The 19,614-nt window shown below is 70.9% G+C and carries 17 protein-coding genes; 7 read left to right on the forward strand and 10 right to left on the reverse strand.

Annotated elements, in window-relative coordinates; all coding sequences use genetic code 11:
* The first annotated feature begins 52 nt into the window (after positions 1 to 52).
* The gene (locus tag ACTWNK_RS17280; protein ID WP_474305008.1) at positions 53 to 697 is read left to right on the forward strand and encodes a DsbA family oxidoreductase; all 645 of its coding nucleotides are present in this window, start codon (positions 53 to 55) and stop codon (positions 695 to 697) included.
* On the opposite strand, the gene ACTWNK_RS17285 is transcribed toward ACTWNK_RS17280, so the two are convergent.
* On the reverse strand, positions 667 to 1,449 hold the full coding sequence (locus ACTWNK_RS17285; protein ID WP_474305009.1) for an aminotransferase class IV: 783 nt from the start codon (positions 1,447 to 1,449) through the stop codon (positions 667 to 669). The genes ACTWNK_RS17280 and ACTWNK_RS17285 overlap by 31 nt on opposite strands.
* 217 nt (positions 1,450 to 1,666) lie before the next feature.
* Here ACTWNK_RS17285 and ACTWNK_RS17290 point away from each other — a divergent pair, with 217 nt between their 5' ends.
* Entirely contained in the window at positions 1,667 to 2,140 is a 474-nt protein-coding gene (locus ACTWNK_RS17290) for an N-acetyltransferase family protein (RefSeq protein ID WP_474305010.1), read from the forward strand.
* Positions 2,141 to 2,551: 411 nt separating this feature from the next.
* A complete protein-coding gene (locus tag ACTWNK_RS17295) occupies positions 2,552 to 3,805 on the forward strand; it encodes a chymotrypsin family serine protease (RefSeq protein WP_474305011.1) in 1,254 nt (417 codons plus the stop codon).
* An 870-nt stretch (positions 3,806 to 4,675) separates the two neighbouring features.
* Here ACTWNK_RS17295 and ACTWNK_RS17300 read toward each other — a convergent pair.
* Positions 4,676 to 5,869, reverse strand: coding sequence for a M20 metallopeptidase family protein (locus ACTWNK_RS17300; RefSeq protein WP_474305012.1), 1,194 nt, complete (start codon positions 5,867 to 5,869; stop codon positions 4,676 to 4,678).
* A 99-nt stretch (positions 5,870 to 5,968) separates the two neighbouring features.
* On the opposite strand from ACTWNK_RS17300, the gene ACTWNK_RS17305 reads away from it, so the two are divergent.
* Both ACTWNK_RS17305 and ACTWNK_RS17310 read left to right on the forward strand, forming a co-directional pair.
* Complete coding sequence (locus ACTWNK_RS17305) at positions 5,969 to 6,709, forward strand: HAD-IIA family hydrolase (protein ID WP_474305013.1); 741 nt, start codon at positions 5,969 to 5,971, stop codon at positions 6,707 to 6,709.
* Between the two features lie 52 nt (positions 6,710 to 6,761).
* The gene (locus ACTWNK_RS17310; RefSeq protein WP_474305014.1) at positions 6,762 to 7,379 is read left to right on the forward strand and encodes a hypothetical protein; all 618 of its coding nucleotides are present in this window, start codon (positions 6,762 to 6,764) and stop codon (positions 7,377 to 7,379) included.
* A gap of 96 nt (positions 7,380 to 7,475) precedes the next feature.
* On the opposite strand, the gene ACTWNK_RS17315 is transcribed toward ACTWNK_RS17310, so the two are convergent.
* Both ACTWNK_RS17315 and ACTWNK_RS17320 read right to left on the reverse strand, forming a co-directional pair.
* Complete coding sequence (locus ACTWNK_RS17315) at positions 7,476 to 9,605, reverse strand: hypothetical protein (protein ID WP_474305015.1); 2,130 nt, start codon at positions 9,603 to 9,605, stop codon at positions 7,476 to 7,478.
* A 242-nt stretch (positions 9,606 to 9,847) separates the two neighbouring features.
* Positions 9,848 to 10,291, reverse strand: coding sequence for an NUDIX domain-containing protein (locus ACTWNK_RS17320; protein WP_474305016.1), 444 nt, complete (start codon positions 10,289 to 10,291; stop codon positions 9,848 to 9,850).
* A gap of 152 nt (positions 10,292 to 10,443) precedes the next feature.
* Here ACTWNK_RS17320 and ACTWNK_RS17325 point away from each other — a divergent pair, with 152 nt between their 5' ends.
* On the forward strand, positions 10,444 to 11,373 hold the full coding sequence (locus ACTWNK_RS17325; RefSeq protein WP_474305017.1) for an acyl-ACP desaturase: 930 nt from the start codon (positions 10,444 to 10,446) through the stop codon (positions 11,371 to 11,373).
* A gap of 179 nt (positions 11,374 to 11,552) precedes the next feature.
* Here ACTWNK_RS17325 and ACTWNK_RS17330 read toward each other — a convergent pair whose 3' ends face one another.
* The 6 genes from ACTWNK_RS17330 to arfB all read right to left on the reverse strand — a co-directional run bounded on the left by ACTWNK_RS17330 (position 11,553) and on the right by arfB (position 18,692).
* Positions 11,553 to 15,221 carry a CHAT domain-containing protein gene (locus tag ACTWNK_RS17330; RefSeq protein ID WP_474305018.1) on the reverse strand — a complete coding sequence of 1,223 codons (3,669 nt, stop codon included), beginning with the start codon at positions 15,219 to 15,221 and terminating at the stop codon, positions 11,553 to 11,555.
* Positions 15,203 to 16,429, reverse strand: a complete 1,227-nt coding sequence (locus ACTWNK_RS17335; protein ID WP_474305019.1) for a CATRA conflict system CASPASE/TPR repeat-associated protein — start codon at positions 16,427 to 16,429, stop codon at positions 15,203 to 15,205. Before ACTWNK_RS17335 ends, ACTWNK_RS17330 begins: the two co-directional genes overlap by 19 nt.
* The gene (locus ACTWNK_RS17340) at positions 16,416 to 16,694 is read right to left on the reverse strand and encodes a CATRA system-associated protein (protein ID WP_474305020.1); all 279 of its coding nucleotides are present in this window, start codon (positions 16,692 to 16,694) and stop codon (positions 16,416 to 16,418) included. The genes ACTWNK_RS17335 and ACTWNK_RS17340 overlap by 14 nt, the downstream gene beginning before the upstream one ends.
* 150 nt (positions 16,695 to 16,844) lie before the next feature.
* The gene (locus ACTWNK_RS17345; protein WP_474305021.1) at positions 16,845 to 17,696 is read right to left on the reverse strand and encodes a phosphotransferase family protein; all 852 of its coding nucleotides are present in this window, start codon (positions 17,694 to 17,696) and stop codon (positions 16,845 to 16,847) included.
* Positions 17,697 to 17,735: 39 nt separating this feature from the next.
* Positions 17,736 to 18,212 carry a MarR family winged helix-turn-helix transcriptional regulator gene (locus ACTWNK_RS17350; protein ID WP_474305022.1) on the reverse strand — a complete coding sequence of 159 codons (477 nt, stop codon included), beginning with the start codon at positions 18,210 to 18,212 and terminating at the stop codon, positions 17,736 to 17,738.
* Positions 18,213 to 18,281: 69 nt separating this feature from the next.
* Positions 18,282 to 18,692 (reverse strand): alternative ribosome rescue aminoacyl-tRNA hydrolase ArfB, encoded by a 411-nt coding sequence (gene arfB / locus ACTWNK_RS17355; protein WP_474305023.1) that lies wholly within the window; start codon positions 18,690 to 18,692, stop codon positions 18,282 to 18,284.
* Between the two features lie 135 nt (positions 18,693 to 18,827).
* Here arfB and ACTWNK_RS17360 point away from each other — a divergent pair, with 135 nt between their 5' ends.
* Positions 18,828 to 19,610, forward strand: a complete 783-nt coding sequence (locus ACTWNK_RS17360) for a hypothetical protein (protein WP_474305024.1) — start codon at positions 18,828 to 18,830, stop codon at positions 19,608 to 19,610.
* Positions 19,611 to 19,614 lie beyond the last annotated feature (4 nt).

Here is a 19,614-nt window from a genome sequence, read left to right on the forward strand (position 1 = left end):
CGGCGGGGCGGTGGTTGACCTGAATCGGAGTTGAGGTTGCAGGATGGCGGCCATGGAGATCGAGGTATTCGCCGACGTTCTGTGCCCTTGGTGCTACATCGGGAGGCGTCGTCTCGGCGCCGCCCTGTCCGGACTGCCCCCCGCCGAACGCGAACGCGTCCACGTCGTCTGGCGCAGCCTGGAACTGGCCCCCGACGCCTCCCGCACGCCCGGCCCCACCGCCGCCGAGGAGATGCGCTCCTGGTACGGCGAGCAGGCCGAGGCCAGGGTCGCCCGCATCCACGCCATCGCGGCGGCCGACGGCCTCACCATCGACCTGACCGCCTCGCGCCCGGTGAACACCTTCGACGCCCACCGCCTGATCCACCTGGCCGCCTCCCACGGCCTGGGCGACCCCATGGCCGAGGCCCTGCTGCACGCCTACCACGCCGAGGCGCTCGACGTGGCCGACCATGACGTGCTCCTGGGCATCGGCGTGGCGGCCGGGCTCACGGCCGAGGACGTGCGCGAGACGCTCGGCGGACGGTCCTACGCCGATGCCGTACGCGCCGACGAGCGCAGGGCGGCACGCCTTGGGGTGACGGGAGTACCGTCGCTGGTGATCGGCGGGGCCGCGCCGGTGTCAGGCGTACAGGCGGCCGAGGAGTTGCGCCGGTTGATCGCGGCTCAGACGGTGTCCCAGGGGATCGACTCGTAGTACCCCAGCAGGGCGGCGAGCGCGACGGGCTCGACGTCGACCGGCGTGGAGTCCACCATCTCGACCGGTGAGACGCCGTGCGAGTTGCACACGAACACCACGGCATACGCGCCCAGGTCGGACGTCTTCAACGCCCGGCGCGAGACCGGCAGCCCCGCCGCGCCGGCCGCCGCCGACAGCAGCGTCATCGTGCTCCCGCGCAACATCGGCGCGTCCGGCCACACCAGCCCGCCGCCCGGCGACCAGCACCCGAGGTTGGCGATCGTCGCCTCGGAGATCGTCCCGTCGTCGGCCACGAACAGCGCGTCGTCGAACCCCGCCTGCCTGGCCCGCCTGCCCAGGTGCACCTGGGCGAAGCCGCCGCCGTGCTTGACGTGCGGCAGGTACCGTCCGTGCACGACCGTCATCAGCCGCCGCGCGTCGGTCGCCGCATAGGCCGGAGGCCCCGTCGTCACCAGCACATGCGGCCCTTCGACCAGATTGACCCGCACGGACACCGCATCCTGCCCGAGTACGGCCGGGCGCAGGGAATCCAGGACGAGGTCGTCAGGCAGCGCCTCGTCGTAGAGCTCGGCATGCGCTGCGCTCAGCCGGTCCAGGTGCACACGCAGTCCGCGTACCCGGCCGGATCTGGCCTGCATGGCGGTGAAGTGCCCGTACCGGCTGGCGACGCCCAGGGAGATGTCGGCGGCCAGGCCCGGCTCCGCGCTGACACCGTCACGGACGACACGCCCATCGATCACAGCTCGCATCACTTCAGCGTAGACCGGGACGGGGGTGCGGGTGGGCGTCCGGGCGGGGTGGACGTGCTTGGTAGGGGCCTTCGCCTGGCGGCGCACCGCGTGCACTCATGTCCTGGACGCGAGCACCATCCTGGATGTAAGTGCCTCCCCGGACACCAGTGCGGCCCCGGACACCAGTGCCTCCCTGGGCAGAGGGGTGACAGTAGGGCGAACTAGGCTCGGAGGCATGATCAGGCTTGCTCGTCCTCAGGACGTATCCACCCTTGTCGGACTTGTCTACGATCTGGCCAATCATGTGGGGCATTCCGATGATGCCGAAGTCACGGATGCCCAGATCCACGACATCCTGTTCGGCCCCGAAGCCCTTGCCTCCTGTCATGTGGTCGAGGCCGAGGACGGCTCGGTGGTCGGGTTCGCCCTGTGGTACGTGAACTTCTCCACCTGGACCGGAACGCGCGGCCTCTTCCTGGAGGACATCTACCTCCGCCCCGAAGTGAGGGGAGGCGGCCACGGCAAGGCCCTGTTCCGCACCCTGGCCGGCATCTGCGCCGAACGCGGCTACGCCCGCATGGAATGGCACGTCCTCGACGACAACATCAAGGCCATGGACTTCTACTCCTCCTTGGGCGCGAAGCCGGAGAGCGACCTGATCCTCTTCCGCCTGGACGGCGAGAACCTGAGGGCCGTGGCGGATCTGTGAGCTTGGGGTTGGGCACACGGCTCCCGGCTGGGCGGCAGGCGTTGACGCATGTCGCCCAGCCTCGGGGCGCCCTTGCGTGACATGAGAACGAACGCTGGGCCACGTACCTGCACGAAGCGCTGACCGCTTGGTCCGGCACTGCGGGCAGGGAATCCCGCCATGCCGTCGCCGGTACTCACATGCCACCGCCGCAACTCGCCGGACGGATTCCAGCGGGGGAGAGCAGGTGACCCTGTCGAGCGTCGCCCCGGTGGCGAGGTGATCCAGGAGGCTCGGAGCCGGGCGTGGTCGGCGTTTGGCCGGAGTCTGGTCGATCGACCATCCGGGCTGTTGAGGCAGCGCGGGAACGGTGGTCCTCTGTGCGGCAGGCGCCCATTGGGGCGTCTTCCCCCTCCTCCAGCGAAGGTGCCCATGTCTGCTGCCTTACGTCTGTCCCGCGGCCTCGCCGCCTTCACCGCGGTCGCCGTACTGGCCCTCCTCACCGGAGCGCCTGCGTCGGCCTCGCCCGACCTGCCTTCCCCCGTGACCAGTACTCCTCCCGGCGCTCAGCCCGCCCTGCCGGCGCGCCAGGCGCCACTGGTCAAGGCAGCACAGTCCATCCGCGAAGTCATCGAAAGAGGCGACAAGTCCGGCTTCGCGGGCATCGAACTCGCCACCGATCGTGTCCTGGTGTGGTGGAAGGGCCGCCTTCCCCGCGCGGTGAGCACAGCCATCAGGAACACGGCCACCACGAACGCCCCCGCCGAGCGCAGGATCTCCGCCCATTCCGAAGCCGAGCTGAGAGCGGCCGGGGACCGGCTCTGGTCAGCCGAAGGGCCGGGCCGTACCAACCGGCTGAACGCCATCAAGATCCCGTTCGACGGCAGCCGGGTGATCGCGTCCGCGCGACCGGGCCAGGCCGCGTTCGGCCGGCAGACGCTTCCCGACGTGGGAGTGCCCGTCGAACTCGTCACGCTGCCGGACATGAAGCCGAACGCCGTGCGCTGCGACGACAGCTCGCCGTGGTTCGGCGGCCTGGCCATCCGCAACGAGAACGCCATGGGCAGGAACAACGGCCTGCCCTGCGGCGGGAACGGCAACCGCAGATATCACTGCACAGGCGGGTACGGCGTGACATGGGCCGGACGCGAGTACCTGCTGACGGCGGGCCACTGCGGCGCGCCCGACGACAAGTTCACCGACTCGACCGGAGAGGAGATCGGCAGGGTCGCCCACGAGCGGGCGGATCTCGATCTGATGCTGATCGGCGCCGACATGCGCGGCCGCGTCTGGGACGGCAGGCCGGGCGTCAACGACTTCGTCAAGCCGGTCGTGGGCTGGGCGTGGGCGTTCGGCGGGCAGTCGCTGTGCTATTCGGGGAGCACGTCGGGCGCGGTGTGCGGCATGACGGTGGACGGCCGTTTCACCAGGCTTTCCAACGTCTACGACATCTACGGAAACGTGGAGACGTATGTGGACCTGATCTCGGCGAAGGGCGTCGGCCCCCAGGGCGGTGACAGCGGCGGCCCTGTCTTCCAGCTGAACGCCCCCAACCTGTCGCAGACCATCGCGGTCGGCACGGTCACCGGCAACATCACGATCGGCAGCGCGGCCTGGCTGCTCTTCCAGGACTTCGGAACCGCCTCCGTCATCTGGCCAGGCATGACACCCATCTACGAGAACTGAGCAAGACCGCCCTCACACATGAGGAGCCGCGCTCCTCACACAACCGGCCCAGCCGAGGCGAGACGGCCCGGCGGTGGCATGAACCACACGCCGGATATCCGTTCGTTCCCGCGTCACGATGATGTCCGGCTGCCCACCTCGGAAGGCGGGCAGCCGGACATGAGCGTCTCGGAAGGCAGGGGCTGCGTGGAGCGCCGAGGATCTACTCACCCGGGAGAACGGGTGGCGTGGTAGTGCTGGGATTTCTCTTGGCGTGGAGGCGTCGGCCGATCAGCATGATCGGTCTGATCGGTCTGATCGGGTGCGGGAGAAGCTGGCCCGCATTGCGAGGGGCTATGGCAGACCGGCGACTGCGCCGACGATTCGCGAATCGGAGGGGTCGTGGCGTGCATACGGATGTTCTGGATAGAGGTGCTCTGCACAAGGGCGCTTTGAAGATAGGTGTCCTGCATTGTGACGCCCGGCATGCCGTCTCTGCGTACAGCTATGCCATGACGTTCGGCGTCTGTCGCTGTGCACAGCGAGGCTCTGCGTCATGGCGTCCTGGTAGGCCACAACGTGCCCAGCGACGTTCTTACGAGGTAGCGCCTCGCATGGCGACAGCCAAAGCACCCCACCCCACGCCCCCAGCCACGGACACGCCGTACCAACCACGGACACCCTCGACGAGGCGACGTAACGGCGCCCCGCCGAAGTCGTGCCCGCGTATGCGTGATGGACAGCCCCCAGCCACGCGACCCACAGTGGCCGGGCCCTGGCGCCAGCCGTAAGGGCAAGCAGGCTTGTACAGGCAAGCCCGCCCCGGCGCGAGCCCGTGAAGCCACCATCCGCCCGTGCAGGCAGTAGCACCTGCACGGGCGAACAAGGGTGCTACCCGGCGGCCAGGCGGGTGGTGGCCAGCGACGCGTACAGGGCTGCGCCGTCCGGCAGGACGGAGTCGGTGAACTGGGCCTCCGGGGAGTGGTTGTAGGGCGCGGAGGCGGGGTCGCGGTCGGGGGGGCAGGCGCCGAGGAAGACGAAGGCGCCGGGGATTTCCTCCAGGACGTAGGAGAAGTCCTCGGCGCCGGTGACGGGGTTCGGGGCGACGAAGTAGCGGCCGGTTTCGAAGAGGTCGTCGATGGCCTTGCCTGCGAAGCCGGTTTCGTCCGCGTTGTTGTAGGTGACGGGGTAGCCCGTGCCGAAGCCGGTCTCGACCTCGAGGCCGTGTGCGGCGGCGATGCCTTCGACGAGTTGCACGACGCGCTGCTTGACCTTGGCCCTGGTGTCCTTGCTGAACGTGCGGATCGTGGCCTCGAAGTGGGCGTCGTCGGGGATGATGTTGTCGGCGGTGCCCGAGTGGAAGGTGCCGACGGTGATGACGACCGGGTCGAACACGTCGAACGAGCGCGTCACGAACGTCTGCAGCGCCGTGACCATCTCGCAGGCCGACGGGATCGGGTCGAGCGCGCGGTGCGGCGAGGAGCCGTGGCCGCCGCGGCCCTTGACGGTGACCGTGAAGGTGTCGGCCGCGGCCAGGACCGGCCCGCTGCGCGAGAAGAACGTGCCGCCTGGCACCATCGCCGACACCACGTGCATCCCGTACGCCGCCACGGGCCGCTGCCCGGCGGCGTCGAGGACACCCTCGTCGATCATGTACTTGGCGCCTTCGTATCCCTCCTCGCCCGGCTGGAACATGAAGATCACGTCACCGGCCAGCTCGTCCCTGCGCGCCGACAGCAGGTGGGCGGCGCCGGCCAGCATCGCCGTGTGCAGGTCGTGCCCGCAGGCGTGCATACGGCCCTGCTCCTGCGAGATGAACGACAGGTCGTTGCGCTCGGTGACGGGCAGCGCGTCCATGTCGCCACGCAGCAGTACGGCGGGGCCTGGCCGACCGCCGCGCAGCACCGCGGTGACCGAGCTCAGCGAACGGCCTGTGGTGATCTCCAAGGGAAGCCCGTCAAGGGCCTGCAGCACTTTTTCCTGTGTCACGGGCAGGTGCAGCCCGATCTCCGGAGTCTGGTGCAGCGAGTGACGAAGGCGGACGAGTTCGTCCCGCATGTCCTGAGCGGATTCAAGGAGAGACATGTGGACATTGTTCATGTCTCCGGTACGGGCCCGGCAAGCGGGGCTTTGTAGGATGAGACGGTGACTGAGCGCAAGCCTATTGAATGCTGGCTTTCCGATATGGACGGCGTCCTCGTTCACGAGGGCAGCCCCGTGCCGGGCGCCGACGAGTTCGTCAAACGACTGGGCGAATCGGGCAAGCGCTTCAGGGTGCTGACGAACAACTCCATCTACACCCGCCGCGACCTGGCCGCCAGACTCCGTACGGCGGGCCTTGACGTGCCACCGGAGTCGATCTGGACCTCGGCGCTGGCCACGGCGCAGTTCCTGGAGGACCAGCGGCCCGGCGGTTCGGCGTACGTGATCGGCGAGGCCGGGCTGACCACCGCCCTGCACGAGGCCGGGTACGTCCTGACCGACACCGCTCCCGACTACGTCGTGCTCGGCGAGACACGTACCTACAGCTTCACGCAGATCACCAGGGCCATTCGCCTGATCGAGGGCGGCGCGCGTTTCATCGCCACCAACCCGGACCCGGTCGGCCCCTCGAACGAGGGTTCGCTGCCCGCGTGCGGCGCCGTGGCCGCGATGATCACCAAGGCGACCGGCGTCGAGCCGTACTTCGTCGGCAAGCCGAACCCGATGATGATGCGCAGCGCGCTCAACGCCGTCGGCGGCCACAGCGAGAGCACCGCGATGATCGGCGACCGGATGGACACCGACATCGTCTCCGGCATGGAGGCCGGCCTCTACACCATCCTGGTCCTGACCGGCGTGATGCAGCGCGACCAGATCGACCGGTATCCGTTCAGGCCCTCCCTCGTGGTCGAGTCGGTCGCCGATCTCATCGACCTCATCTGAGGGCCGTGTTCCTGTCGGAAGGTGACAGGTATGCATGCCAGGGTGGGGCGTCATGACCGACATTTACCTGGAGGCCGGGGCGCGTAGGGTGTTCGCCTGTTCGCTGGAGTGGCCCGGCTGGTGCCGTTCGGGCAAGAGCGAGGAGCAGGCGATCGAGGCTCTGGCGGCCTACGAGTCCCGCTACCGGGAGGTGGCCGACCGGGCCGGGATGACGTTCGCCCCGAAGGACCCGGTCGTCACCGAACGCCTCAAGGGCGACGCGACCACCGATTTCGGGGCCATCGGCGCCATCGCCGCCTACGACGCCACCCCCTGCGACACGACCACGGCCGGGCGCGAGACGGCACTGATGCGGGCGGCGTGGGAGCTGTTCGACGAGGCATCGGCCGACTCGCCCGCCGACCTGCGCAAGGGCCCGCGCGGCGGCGGGCGCGACCGCGACAGGATGATCGCTCATGTGCACGAGGCCGAACGCGCGTATGTCCGCAAGGTCGGCGTCAAGGGCCTCAAGGACGTCACCGCCTGGCGCGAGGCCGTCGCCGCCGTGCTGTCTCAGGCGTCCGACGGAAGCCCCGTCGTGGAGAAGGGCTGGCCGGCCCGCTACGCCCGCCGCCGCATCACCTGGCACGTCCTGGACCACCTGTGGGAAATGCGCGACCGCCGTCCATAAGCACCGGGAGCCCCCCACACGCCCCCCACATACGAAGGGCGCCGCGCCCCCGCCCGTCAAGGCGGAGCCGCAGCGCCCTTCACCTGCTCCTACGTACTACGGCGTGCGCAGGGCGAGCGCGTTGGTGTCGCTCGCCTGGCAGGCCTGGGTGCAGTTGGTGCCGTTGGCCTGGAGGGTGGCGGTGGCGGTGTAGGCGTCGGCGGCGTGCTTGGGCATGAGGCAGGTGATCTTGAAGGTCATCGTGCCTCCGGCGCTGAGGGCGATGAGCTGGTCGAGGTCACCGACGCCGCTCGCGGCCGGGCAGGCGCCGCCGGTGCTGGTGCAGGTCCACTTGACGCGCTCCCACGGCATGGGCCAGTCGGCGGTCAGCTTGGCGCCGCTGACGTCGGTGGTGCCGGTGTTGGCGACGGTGAGCAGATAGGTGAACGGCTTGCCGGGTGTGTACGGGCTGGGCGTGGAGGTGAGTTTGACCGACAGTTGCCCGTCGGGGGCGCTGACGCCGATGGTGCCGATGGTGGTGTTGTTGGTCGGGTCGGTGTCGCCGGTCGTGTCGACCGTGGCGGTGGCGGTCAGCGCTCCGGCGGGCGCGTCGGCGGGCAGGGTGACGCCGATCGTGATCGGAGGTGCGGACTGGCCGCCGGGCAGGGGGTCGGTGCGGGTGCAGGTGACGGTCTGGCCGAGCACGGTGCAGGTCCAGCCGTCGCCGCCGGCGCCGGTGATCTGCAGGGCGTCGGGCACGGTGTAGGTCGAGGTGATCGGGCCGGTCGTCGGGCCGGAGCCCTCGGCGTTCACGGTCGTCACCGTGACCGTGCCGGACGTGCCGGGGACCAGCGTGGTGTCACCGCCGATCGTCTGGCTCAGGTCGGGGCCGGGCAGCGGGGGAGGGGTGACGTCGGCCGCGCTGGTGGCGGTGTTGTTCTCGGGCTCGACCTCGATGCCGCCCGAGACCGTCGACACCTGGGTGACCGTGCCGGTCGCGGTGAGCGTTCCGGCGGCGTCCTTGGCCACGGCGACGTCGACCTTGACCGGCGGCGCGTGCTTGCCGGGCGCGACGGCACCGGCGGGGCGGTCACAGGTGACCTTCTGGCCCTGCACCGCGCAGGTCCAGCCGTCACCGGCGGCGCCGCTCGGCGTCAGCCCGGCGGGCACCTCGAACTCCAGCTTCAGCGGGTCGTCGATATGCCCGGCCTGCGCACCGGCGGAGACGTCGAGCGTGTAGGAGCCCGTCGTGCCCGCCTGCCAGGGGCCGTCGTTGGAGATGGCGAGTGCGGCGTCGGCGTCGAGCGTGCGCGCCTTGAAGCCGCTGATCTCGTGGTAGTCCGTGGCCAGGCCGGAGGAGGCGGCCCAGCCGACCTTGATGGTGTCGGGCAGCGGCGCCTGCTTGGGCAGCTTGGTCAGGTCGAGGCCCTCGACCATGGGGACGAGCGGCTCGCCGTCGGCGAACCTGATGAAGACGTTCATCAGGCGCTTGGGCGTGATGTCGACCACGACGTGCCGCTTGGCCGATGAACGCTTGGCCGCGCCGAGCTCCTGGCCGCCCTTGACGTTGAGGCTCTTGCCCTCGATGTATCCGTAGCCGGTCGACTCCGAGCCGCGTACGACGACGGACTCGGGACGCAGGCCGGGGCCGCCGGTGCCGCCGACGAAGTTGGAGAAGTTGCCGTAGGTGTCGAAGCCGACGCCGACGAAGGCGCCCTTCAGGCCCTTGTACCCGAGCGCGCCGCCGACCTCGCCGGGCGTGATGTCGTTCTGCGCGCCGTCGACGAGATAGAAGGAGATGCCGTCGGCCCAGCGGGTGCCCGACTTGTCGGTGTGGCTGGTGCCGCCCCACTGGTAGGTGTCGAACTCGAACGTCAGACCGCGGTCGGTGGGAATCGCCCGGTTCAGCAGGAGGGCTCCGGCGTTGTACTTCGAGGCGTCGGTCAGGCGCAGCACGCCTTCGCCCGGCTGGTCGGCCTGGCCCTGCAGACACGCGCCGATCCCCGGCAGCGCCACCTGGACCGAGGCCGCGGTCAGGCACGGCCGGTCGTGGCCGCCCGTGGGGCTGGCCGCCTTCCACACCGAAGGGTTGGTGAGCGCGGCTTTGGCGAAGGTCTCGTCGACCAGCGTTCCGGCAGAGGCGGCGGGAGCCGTCGCGATGAATCCGGCGGCGACGACACCGGCGGCGAGAGCGCCTGCCAGCGTCGTTCGCGCGGACCAGGACGACAGGAAGCGTCCTTGTTTCATGAATATCCCCCGAATATCGACAAGCCGCATCCCAGGACAGGGCATGCGACTGGATCTTTCTCGTGAGATATGCCCAGGTCGCTGACACATCACGGCAGTGATTCGCGTCTCGGAACCGGCGGGTGCTGATCTCCTGGCCTGTGCCTCTCCTGCCGTTGGCCGATTCGCTATCCGCCCTTGGCCGAAGGGGCGTTCGCCGTACTCGGCTGTGGTCCGTCGCAGTCTGGATCTTGCTCGACGGGTCAGGGGGCGATCAGGGTGGGAAGGGTGGCGATGTGCTGGAGCAGGTAGTCGCCGAGTTCGGGCGGGACCAGGGCGCGTGCGCGGATCTCGCCGGGTTCGAGCGGGAGGCGTTCGACCTCGTACAGGCCCTTGGCCGGGTCGTCGAACTCGGGGCCGCTCCTCAGGCGTTCGTCCATCGTGAGCAGGCGGCAGCCGTACACGTGCTGGATCTTGACGCCTTCGGGCCTGGGGCAGTGCAGGACGGTCAGCGGGGTGACGGCGTCGACGGTGGCGCCGAGTTCTTCGAGGAGTTCGCGGTGCAGGGTGTCTTCGAGGGTGGCGTCCTCGGGCTCGACATGGCCGCCGGGGATCGACCAGTACCTCTGCCTGCCCGGAACCGTGCGGCGGAACACGATCAGGCGCTCGTCGTGATCGAGCAGAAGGCCTCGGACGCTTGGCTGCATGGACCCCATCCTGTCGGACTCCGGCATCGGCTAGGGTCACATCGTCGCTGGCAGGGGCGGTGCCGGTGATGGGACGCGGAGCCGGTTGAGAGGCTGTAATCTACCTTCGGTAGCGTAACCTACGGTTGCGTAGCCTTTGAGGGGAATTTGCCATGAGGATGACCCAGACCCAACTGCTGCACGAGCTCGAGCCCGTCGTCGCCGGTGAGTTGAACCGGCACATCGCCGTGGCCAAGGAGTGGTTCCCGCACGAGTACGTCCCGTGGAGCCGCGGCCGCGACTTCGAGCCCTTCTTCGGCGGCGAGCCGTGGTCGGAGAGCGAGGCGACGCTGCCCGAGGAGGCGCGGATCTCGCTGATCGTCAACCTCCTCACCGAGGACAACCTGCCCAGCTACCACCACGAGATCGCCACCACGTTCGGGCGCGACGCGGCGTGGGGCGAATGGGTGCACAGGTGGACGGCCGAGGAAGGCAGGCACGGCATCGCGCTGCGCGACTACCTCACCGTGACGCGCGCGGTCGACCCGGTGGCGCTGGAGCGCGCCCGCATGGTGCACATGGGCGAGGGCTTCACCAACTCCTACGACGGCGTGCTGCACTCCCTGGCGTATGTGTCCTTCCAGGAGCTCGCCACCCGCATCTCCCACCGCAACACCGGCAAGGCCTCGCTCGACCCGCACTGCGAGCGCCTGCTGGCCCGCATCGCCGCCGACGAGAACCTGCACATGCTCTTCTACCGCAACCTGCTCAACGAGGCGTTCGAGCTCGACCCGAACCAGACGATGCGCGCGGTCACCGACGTCGTGACGACGTTCCAGATGCCCGGCACCGGCATCGAGGGCTTCACCCGCAAGGCCATGATCATCGCCCATGCCGGCATCTACGACCTGCGCCTGCATCTGGACGACGTCCTCATGCCCGTCCTGCGCCAGTGGGCCGTCTTCGACAAGACCGGCCTGGACGAGGAGGGCGAGAAGGCCCGCGACGAACTCGCCACCTTCCTGTCCAACACCGAGAAGACCGCCGTCCGCTTCGTCGAGCGCCGCGAAGCCCGCCGCGCCCGCGAAGCCGCCAACCGCTGACCCTCGCCTGCGAACCCATCCAGTACGGCAGGCCCAGCACAGCCCACCGCGGTCACGTGGTCGCCCCCCGTCCATCACGCTCCTCCAGCCGGACTCCGGCTCACCGCCGTCACATCGCCCGTCAGCCCCTCGACGCTGACGGGCGGACAGGCGAAACGGGCGGGCACGCGGCGAAGGCCTCAGGGGCCGACGTGCAGATACGGAGCCCAGAAGATCGGGAAGTCCGGCCGACGCGCGCGAAGCGACAGCACGGCCAGGTGCAGTGCCGTGGCGGCGGCCGAAGGATCGGGCAGCCAGGTTCCACCGGCGGTGAGCACGGTGTAGAACTCGGCGGCGACGGCGGGGGCGTGCCGGTCGCTGATCGGCCACAAGGTGCCGATGACGTGCGGGAAGCCCGCGAGCTGAAGCGTCGCGGCGATGCTGATCGCCTCGTCGGCCAGGACCGTCCCGCCGCGTGAGGTCTCACAGCCGCTGAGAAAGGCCAGCTCGGCCGCCTCCAGCCGCTGGGCGGCCAGCTCCCGTACCAGCAGGGGGCCGTCGTGCAGCAGGAGTCTCGCCTGCGCCGGGTCGGCGATCTCCTGGACCGCGTGGCAGGCCAGATGCGCCCACGCGTTCTCGGTCAGGGCGGCCAGCACACGGTCGTGGGTGGCATTGCCGTCACGGAGTTCGACGACGTCGGGGAAGCGCCCGGCGACCGCCAGGACCTCGTCGCCGACGCCCTTCAGCGGCGGATCGCCCGCAACGCCGACCAGGGTCAGCCGCCGCTCGCCCACACCACCCCGGACCCGCTCACGTGCGGTGATCAGCGCCCGGAGCGTGGGGGTGTAGCTGGAGATGACCCGGTCGAGCGCGTCACCTGCGACATGCAGCGGCAGCAGGGTGAGCGGGCCGGTCGGGCACCACCACATCCGGCGCGAGGGCGGCAGCGCGTCGAGCACGGGACCGGTGAGCAGCGACCACTGCCGATCCAGGCACTCCTGGACACCGTCCAGGTCGTGGGTGTGCAGGGCGCGTGCGAAGGCGTCGGCGTGCGCCTGCGCCTGCTCGGCGGTCAGGGCCAGGGGGAGCGCCTCGACGCCGTCCGTCGTGACCAGCAGCGCGTCGCACCGGTGGCGGCTGATGTTCAGGACCGCGATCGGGCCGTCGACGGCCGCGGCGAGCAGGTCGCCGATGCCCGGGGGCCGCAGGAAGTCCTGGAACCCGGCGAGCGCCCTGATCTCGGCGAGCACGTCGCGGCGGCGCCTGGCCAGGACCGGCCGCTCGTCCAGGCGGTGCGGGGCGTCGGGGCCCTCGGACAGGTCCAGCCGCTCGGCGGCCTCCTGGGCGTGGTGGATCTCCGCCAGCCGGTCGGCCAGCTCAGGGGCCGCCGCGCGCAGGTCGTCGAGCGAGCCGTGGCTGTCCATCGCCTGGCCGAGCAGGACGCCGCGTCCCTGTTCGAGCAGGGTGAGCGCGGTGGCCGGGTCGCCTGCCTGGACGGCCGCCGCGGCGGCGTCGCGCGCGAGCCCCTCGTACTCCTGGAGCACGCGTTCCTGGTCGGGGCGGCCGAGACCGCGCCAGGCCGCCTCGTCCAGGGCGGCCACCGCCACGCGGTACCCGGCGACGGCTTCGGCGGGTGCGTTCGTCTCCATCGCGAACTCGCCCCAGCGCCTGCCGACCGTCGCCCGCCAGCTCGCCGACACCGACTCCTCGTCGGCGGCCTGCCGGTATCTCAGCAGGCTCTCCTCGCGCAGGCGTTCGTCGTCGTCGAGCTCCGCCTGGTCGCGCAGCGTCTCGGCGAGGTAGAACAGGGCGACCGATCGGCTGGCGCCGTCGGCGGAGCTGTCGGCGACGGCGTTGCGCATCGTGCGCAGAGCGCGCTTGAGCGCCTTCCGCTCGCCGGTCAGCCGGTAGCGCAGGCGCAGGGTCTGGCCCAGCTGGGCGTAGACGCTGGAGGTGCCGGGCAGCCGGGCCTTGACCGCCGTGGTGAGCAGGTCGACGGCCTCGTCGAGCTCGGGACGCTCACCGGGCGAGGTGTGGCGTTCGCCGTGGAGGCCGAGGATGCTCCTTCCGCTCGGGCGCTCGGTGAACAGGTCCCTGAGCAGGCGTGCCATCCGGTGCGTGGGGTCCAGGTCGGTCATGGCACGCATGAGCAGGGCCCCGGCGAGGTTGACGGTGGCGTTGCGGTGGAAGACGGATCCCGCCCTGGCTCCCGCCCTGACGGTCCGGAACAGCTCGATGATCTCGGCGGGGTCGGCGTCGCTCAGTCCCAGGACGGTGCCCAGGCCGTTCAGCACGAGCAGCCGATGGAGGTTGCCCGCATCGATGGTCTCGGCGGCCTCGCGGTGGTGCCGCACGGCCTCGGTCAGCGCCCCCGTCTGCCCCGTGACCCGGTACCTGGTGGCCAGGACCTGCCCCAGGGCGGTCAGATAGCTGGGCCGATGCGGACTGCCGTCCAGCGCGTGGCCGATCGCGCCACGCAGCGCCGCCGCCGCGGCCTCGGTGTCCTCGGCGCGATGCGTCGCCTCGTAGCGGGCCTGCAACGCCGAGCCGAGATTGAACAGGAAGATGCCGTGCCCGGAGTCGCCGGGCGCGCTGCGGCCGACGGCGTCCTGGTGATGGGTGATGGCGTCGTCCAGATCGGCGGGCCGTCCGGTCAGCTCGTAGCGGTAGAAGTACGCGGCCCCGAGCCCCGTGATCGCCCTGGCCACCTCGGGATGCTCGGGAGCCAGCGCGATGGCCCGCTTGTATGCGGCGATCGCACTGTTCAGGGCGGGCCTGCCGCCGCCGAGCCGGTACTTCAGGGTCAGGGCGTTGCCGAGGTCGGAGTGCACCATGCCGTAGACGGGGCTGCCCGGCCTGGCCAGGGTGGACGAGCGGCGCAGGCTGCCGATCATCTCGTCGAGGTCGTCGGTGGTTCCGGCCATCTCCATGCGCAGGCCCAGGACGGCGCCGAGCCCGCCGACGATCTCCGCCAGGCCTGGCGAGTCGGCCGGGAGCGCGGCGACGGCCTGCCGGAACATCTCCACCGCCTCGTCGGCCCGGCCCACCTGGCCCGAGCGGCGCACGTCCTCGATCAGGAGGGCGGCGTTCATGGCCAGCAGCCTGGCCTCGCCCTCCCGGCCGGTGCCCAGCGCCGACAGGGCGTCCTTGGGCAGGTCCCGGATGAGGTCGAAGGCCTCCGGCGGGATCTCCGGCACCTCGCCCGCGGCGAGCAACGCGCCGACCAGAATCTGGACCTGGCGTTTGACCGGCTCGGAGGCCGCGGGGTAGCGGCGGCGGATGACGTCAAGCACGGCGTTCAGCTCCGCCCTGCGCTCGGGCTCGCCGGCCTCGATGAACAGGGCGCTGGCATAGCGGGCCAGCCGCCAGGTGTGACGATCGGTGCCGGGGTCGGTGGCCTCGACGGCCTGCTTCAGTACGGCGAGCCCGCGCAGCAGATCGGCCCGATCGGCCGTCTCGGCCAGCGCGACCGCCGTGTGCAGCGCCCACCCGTAGTTGGTCAGCACCAGCGCACGGTCCTCCAGCGTGCCGCGCAGCGCCGCCTCGAACAGGGCGCGGGCCTCCTCGCGCCCGCCGTGATGCCACAGCAGCGGGGCGAGCTGGGCCTGCGCCTCGGCCAGTTCCTCCCGCCCTTCGAGTGCGGCCACGGCCTTGCGGTGCCAGGCGATGGCCTCCTGAAGGTCGTCCGGGCGGCTGAAGGCGTCGTGGCGCATGCTCAGCGCGTTGCCCAGACTGCTGAACAGCTGGGGTGTGCCCTCGCGTGCGACCAGGCGGCGCAGGCCTTTGACGCCCTCCTCAAGGTCCTTCAGGTCGCCGGTCTCCTGGTAGCGGTCGATCTGCTCCAGCGGGTTCATCGCTTCCTCCGCCATCTGACGAGTCCGAACACGGCCAGCAGGAAGGCGGCCGTTCCCAGCGCCGAGACGACGTACGGCTTGGCCGCGTCGCTGACGGGCACCTTGTAGTCGAGGGACTGCACGGCGGCCAGCATCATCAGCAGCGTGCCGATGACGGCCGTCTCCAGCACGCCGAACCGGCCCCAGCGCCGCTCGGACGCCTCGGTGCGTGCCTGCAGCCGTTCCCTGATCACCAGGTCGGTGATCGCGCCGATCTCCCTGGCCCGCTCCCTGGCCGCCTCGGCGTAGGCGAGGTCGTCGGCGAGGCGCAGCAGGAACCAGTCGGCCAGGGCGAGGTCGTCGGCGAGCGGCGTGTCGCGCATGTTGTGCCGGGCGATCTCCACCGTGCGCGCCATCTCGCGCAGTCTGGTCATGGTCCAGATGAGCCCGGCCGAGGCGGTCTGGCGGCTGGTCAGCTCCTGGTAGGCGGCCAGCAGCCGGTCGTCGGCCATCGCCGCGAGCACCTGGGCGGCCTGGTCGTCGACCCGCTGCCTGGCCTCGCGGAAGGCACGTCCCTCGTCGTGGACGCGGAGCTGGTGGCGGATCTTCGCCGCGTGCATGAGCGAGCGGGCCAGGGGCGGCAGGCGCGTGTCGCCCGACGACCACAGCCACGCGTCCAGGTCGCGTTCGCGTTCGAGGGGCGCGAGCACTCCGAAGACGCGCATGCGCCTCGTGTCGCCGTCGTGCAGGCCGGCCTCCCAGAGGGCGAAACGCCCCACCCGGGTGAAGCGGTACGCGCGTTCGCCGCCCGGCAGGGCGGACATGACGGCGCCGGTCAGCTCCCGCGTGGGCTGCCCGCGCTGGTGCCCGACGAACAGACGGCACTCGCCCAGCGCCCAGCCCAGTTCCCCCGCACACCCCTCCCACGCCTCGGCGAGCTCCCGCCACGCCCCACCGGTCAGCGCGACGCTCAGGCAACGCAGATCATGCACATCACGCAGTACGGCCTGCCTGAGCGGTTCCCCCGGCGCTTCCCGCAGTGACACCACGGCCTGCCTGAGCGGCTCGTCCGGTGCCTCCCGCAGCGGCGTCGCGCCCTGCGGCAGCACGGTCATGCCGAGTGTGGAGCCGAGCGCGGCCCACAGGTCGTCCAGGCGGCGGGCGTGCTCGTCGGCCTGCGGTCCCGAGCGGGCGACGAAGACGTGGACGACCAGTCCCTGACGGCCGAACTCAGCCGTCGCCATGCGGGCCCGCCAGCCGATGGATCAGCTCGTTGACCCGTTCGCGCAGCTCTGCGGGCATCTCGACGAACTCGGCCTGGCCGTCGGCGTCGGCCTCGACGCGGGTGACGATCCGCATGTGCCCGGCCAGTTCGAGGTGGCCCAGGGCCGTGGCCGGGTCGGCGGCCCCGTCCATGCGCTCGACCGCCGCCGCGACCGCCCGCCAGCGGAGCGGCGCGAGCCGCCACTCCAGGGCCTCCCGCAACACGCCCACCGATTCCTCGTGCACGCATCCTCCAGGGCGTGGCTCCTCCAGGGCGCGGCCGGACCGGAGGCGCGCACCCGCTTGGTGAGACGCGGTCGGCTCCCTCGCGGTTCACTCGATTTCCCCGCAACCTGGACACCAGACAGGCACCCGCCCAACCGACGCCGCCCCTGCTCACCGATATCCGGCCAAGCCGTCGTCCACCTCCTCCTCGTCCCCGTCCTGCCTGCCCTGCAGGGCCTGCTGCAGGGCGAACGTCCCCTGGAAGGCGGCGATGCGCCCGTTCACGCCGCCACCCCACGGTCGTCCGGCGGCCATCACCCCGTCGAGCAGCGCCCGGCCGTAACTGGCCCCGATCGCGGCCAGGTCCTCGGCCGGGTCCCCGAGTGCGGCGTCGTCCCAGTCGATCACGCCGCTGAGACGGGGGCGCCCGTCCGCCATCTCCCACATCACGTTCTCGCCGCCCAGGTCGCCGTGGACCAGGGACGTCGTCAGATGGGGCAGGGCGTCGAGCGCGGCGAGTTCCGCCTCGGCGCGGACGCGGCCACGAGGGGACATCAGGGGATGGAGCTCAACGCGTACGGCGGCGGCGAACTCACGCCAGTCGCCAGGGCGGCGGTGCGGCAGGGCGGCGCGTACCCTGCGCTGGGCCCCGGCGGCGGCCAGCCCGGCCAGCAGATCGGCGTACTGGCGTGCGACCGAGGCCGCCACGGCGGGGTCGTCGAGGAGTTCGGGGGCCAGGGGCGCGCCGGGTATGCGGCTGAGGACCAGGTGGGCGGGGTCGTCGCCTTCGACGAGCGGGACGGGCGTGTGGAAGCCCAGGTCGAAGGCGGCCAGAATGCCGAGCACCTCGGCCCGCTGCGGCAGGCGTGCTCCGGCCGCCGGGGTGCGGGCGAAACACACGACACGGTCCGAGCCGATCACCACGTCGTGGAACTGCCCCTGCCGCACGGTGAGGCCTTGCGGGTCGTCGTGCTGTAACAAGCGGCTCAGCAGGGCGCGATGCGTCTCAAGGATCTTCGCCATGCGTTTCAGTGTGCCCGACGACAGGTAAGGCTGCCCTCATCAGGTGACCTCGTCGTACCGGGCGAGCACGCGGCGCAGGAAGGCGGCGACGGCCGCGCGTTCGGCCGGGCTCATCGTCTCGGTGATCTCGTCCACGCCGCTGACCAGCGGCCGGGTCTGGCGGAGCGTCGCCTCGACCGAGGGCTGCGACGGGGTGACGAGGACCTTGCGCCGGTCGGTCGGGTGGGCCTGGCGGGTGACGTGTCCGGCTGCGGCCAGGCGGTCGATGACGAGGGTGACGGCGGCGGTGGAGACGTCGAGGCGGCGGGCGAGCTCGGTGGGGGTCGCGGGGCCTTCGGCGATGAGGTGGTCCATCGCGGCCAGACCGGCGGCGTCGACGTGCAGGCGGCCCGCGACGTTGCGCTCGAACTGCCGGGTGCTCAGGGTGAGGGCGCGCATCAAGTCCCGGATGCGAGCGCGGTCCTCGTCCGGGGCCTGGCCGTCCAGCGGGTGGGGGCCGGGCCGTGTGACATCCATGTGACCCAGGATACCCGGGTGGTCGCTAAGGATATTGGCAATATTGTTGATGATCGGCGGGAGCCGGTGTCAGCTGTCGTCTCGGCGCAGGCGTTTGAGGGTGGAGCGCTGCTTCTTGGCGGTCAGCCGGCGCTCGACCGCGCCCCGGCTGGGCTTGGTGGGGCGGCGGCGTTTGGGCGGTGGCGCGATGGCCTCGCGGATGCGCTGGGCCAGGCGTTGCTCGGCGGCCTCGCGGTTGCGCAGCTGGGAGCGGTGTTCGGAGGCGGCGATCGTGATCACCGCCTGGCCGAGGCGCTGCAGGGCGCGTTCCTTGAGCGGGTCGGGGAGCGCGGTGCTGGCGGCCAGGTCGAAGGTGAGCTCGACCCGGCTGTCGGTGGTGTTGACGCCCTGTCCGCCGGGGCCGGACGAGCGCGAGAAACGCCAGACGAGCTCGGCGTCCGGAATGACGATCGAGCTGGTGACGATCAGCGGGCCGGGCATGGGTGTTCCTCGCGGTGACAGGCGGTGTGTAGGCGATTGTCACCGTATCTGGGCGGGATATGCCCGGGGCAACAGGATTTCCATTGTCGGTGATCGCTGCGACTATGGAGGTCGGCCCCTTTGCCGGGAGGTTTCATGGCGTTCGAGTTGCGGCTTGGGCTCACGTTCGCTCTCGCCGTCGGCTCGGCCACGCTCTTCCTCCTGCTCCGCTGTCATGGGCAGGGGCGCTTGTTCGGGCCGAGGAGCCGCTGGCCCGCGCTCGCCGTCATCGGGCTGACCGGGCTGGTCTCCTCCGTGGTCGCGGTGGTCGGCGGGGCGCTGCTGCAGGACACACTCGCCACCGTCATCGGGGCCGTCGCGCCGAGCGGCCTGTGGCTGAGCCACGTGCGCGACAGCGAGGAGGAGCGCAAGGCGCTGGCCAAGGAGGTGGCGACGTTCTGGCTGGTGTCGCTGCTGGGCAGGCTCAACGCCGCGATGGCCGAGGACCGGCAGGTCTGGCGTGACCGCCGCGTCGCCGACACCTGGAGCGTGTACGAGCTGAGCATGGCCGCCCATCGCTACCACGACCGGATCAAGGAGAGGCTCTCGGCCGAGGAACGGCGCAGGGAGCGGGTCGACGCCAGGCTGCACGCCATCGAACGCAGGCTGGACGTGGCGGCGCTCATCGAGGACGGGGCGCCGAGGTCGAAGGTCGTCACCGCGCTGGGCGGGGCCAGGCAGACCAGACAGGCCAGGTACGAGCGCTATCTCAACGACCTGACGCGCCTGCGCGACATCCTGCGCCACGACGCCCAGGCCGAACTTGGCCGGATGCTGGACTCGGCCTATCGCTGCCGGATGCGTTCCCTGCCCGCTTACACGCCACCGCGGGCGGAGGGCGCCGGGACGGGGCAGGAGGCGCTGCGCCCGCACCCCTAGCGAC

The sequence above is a fragment of the Nonomuraea sp. IBHARD001 genome (assembly GCF_056106265.1).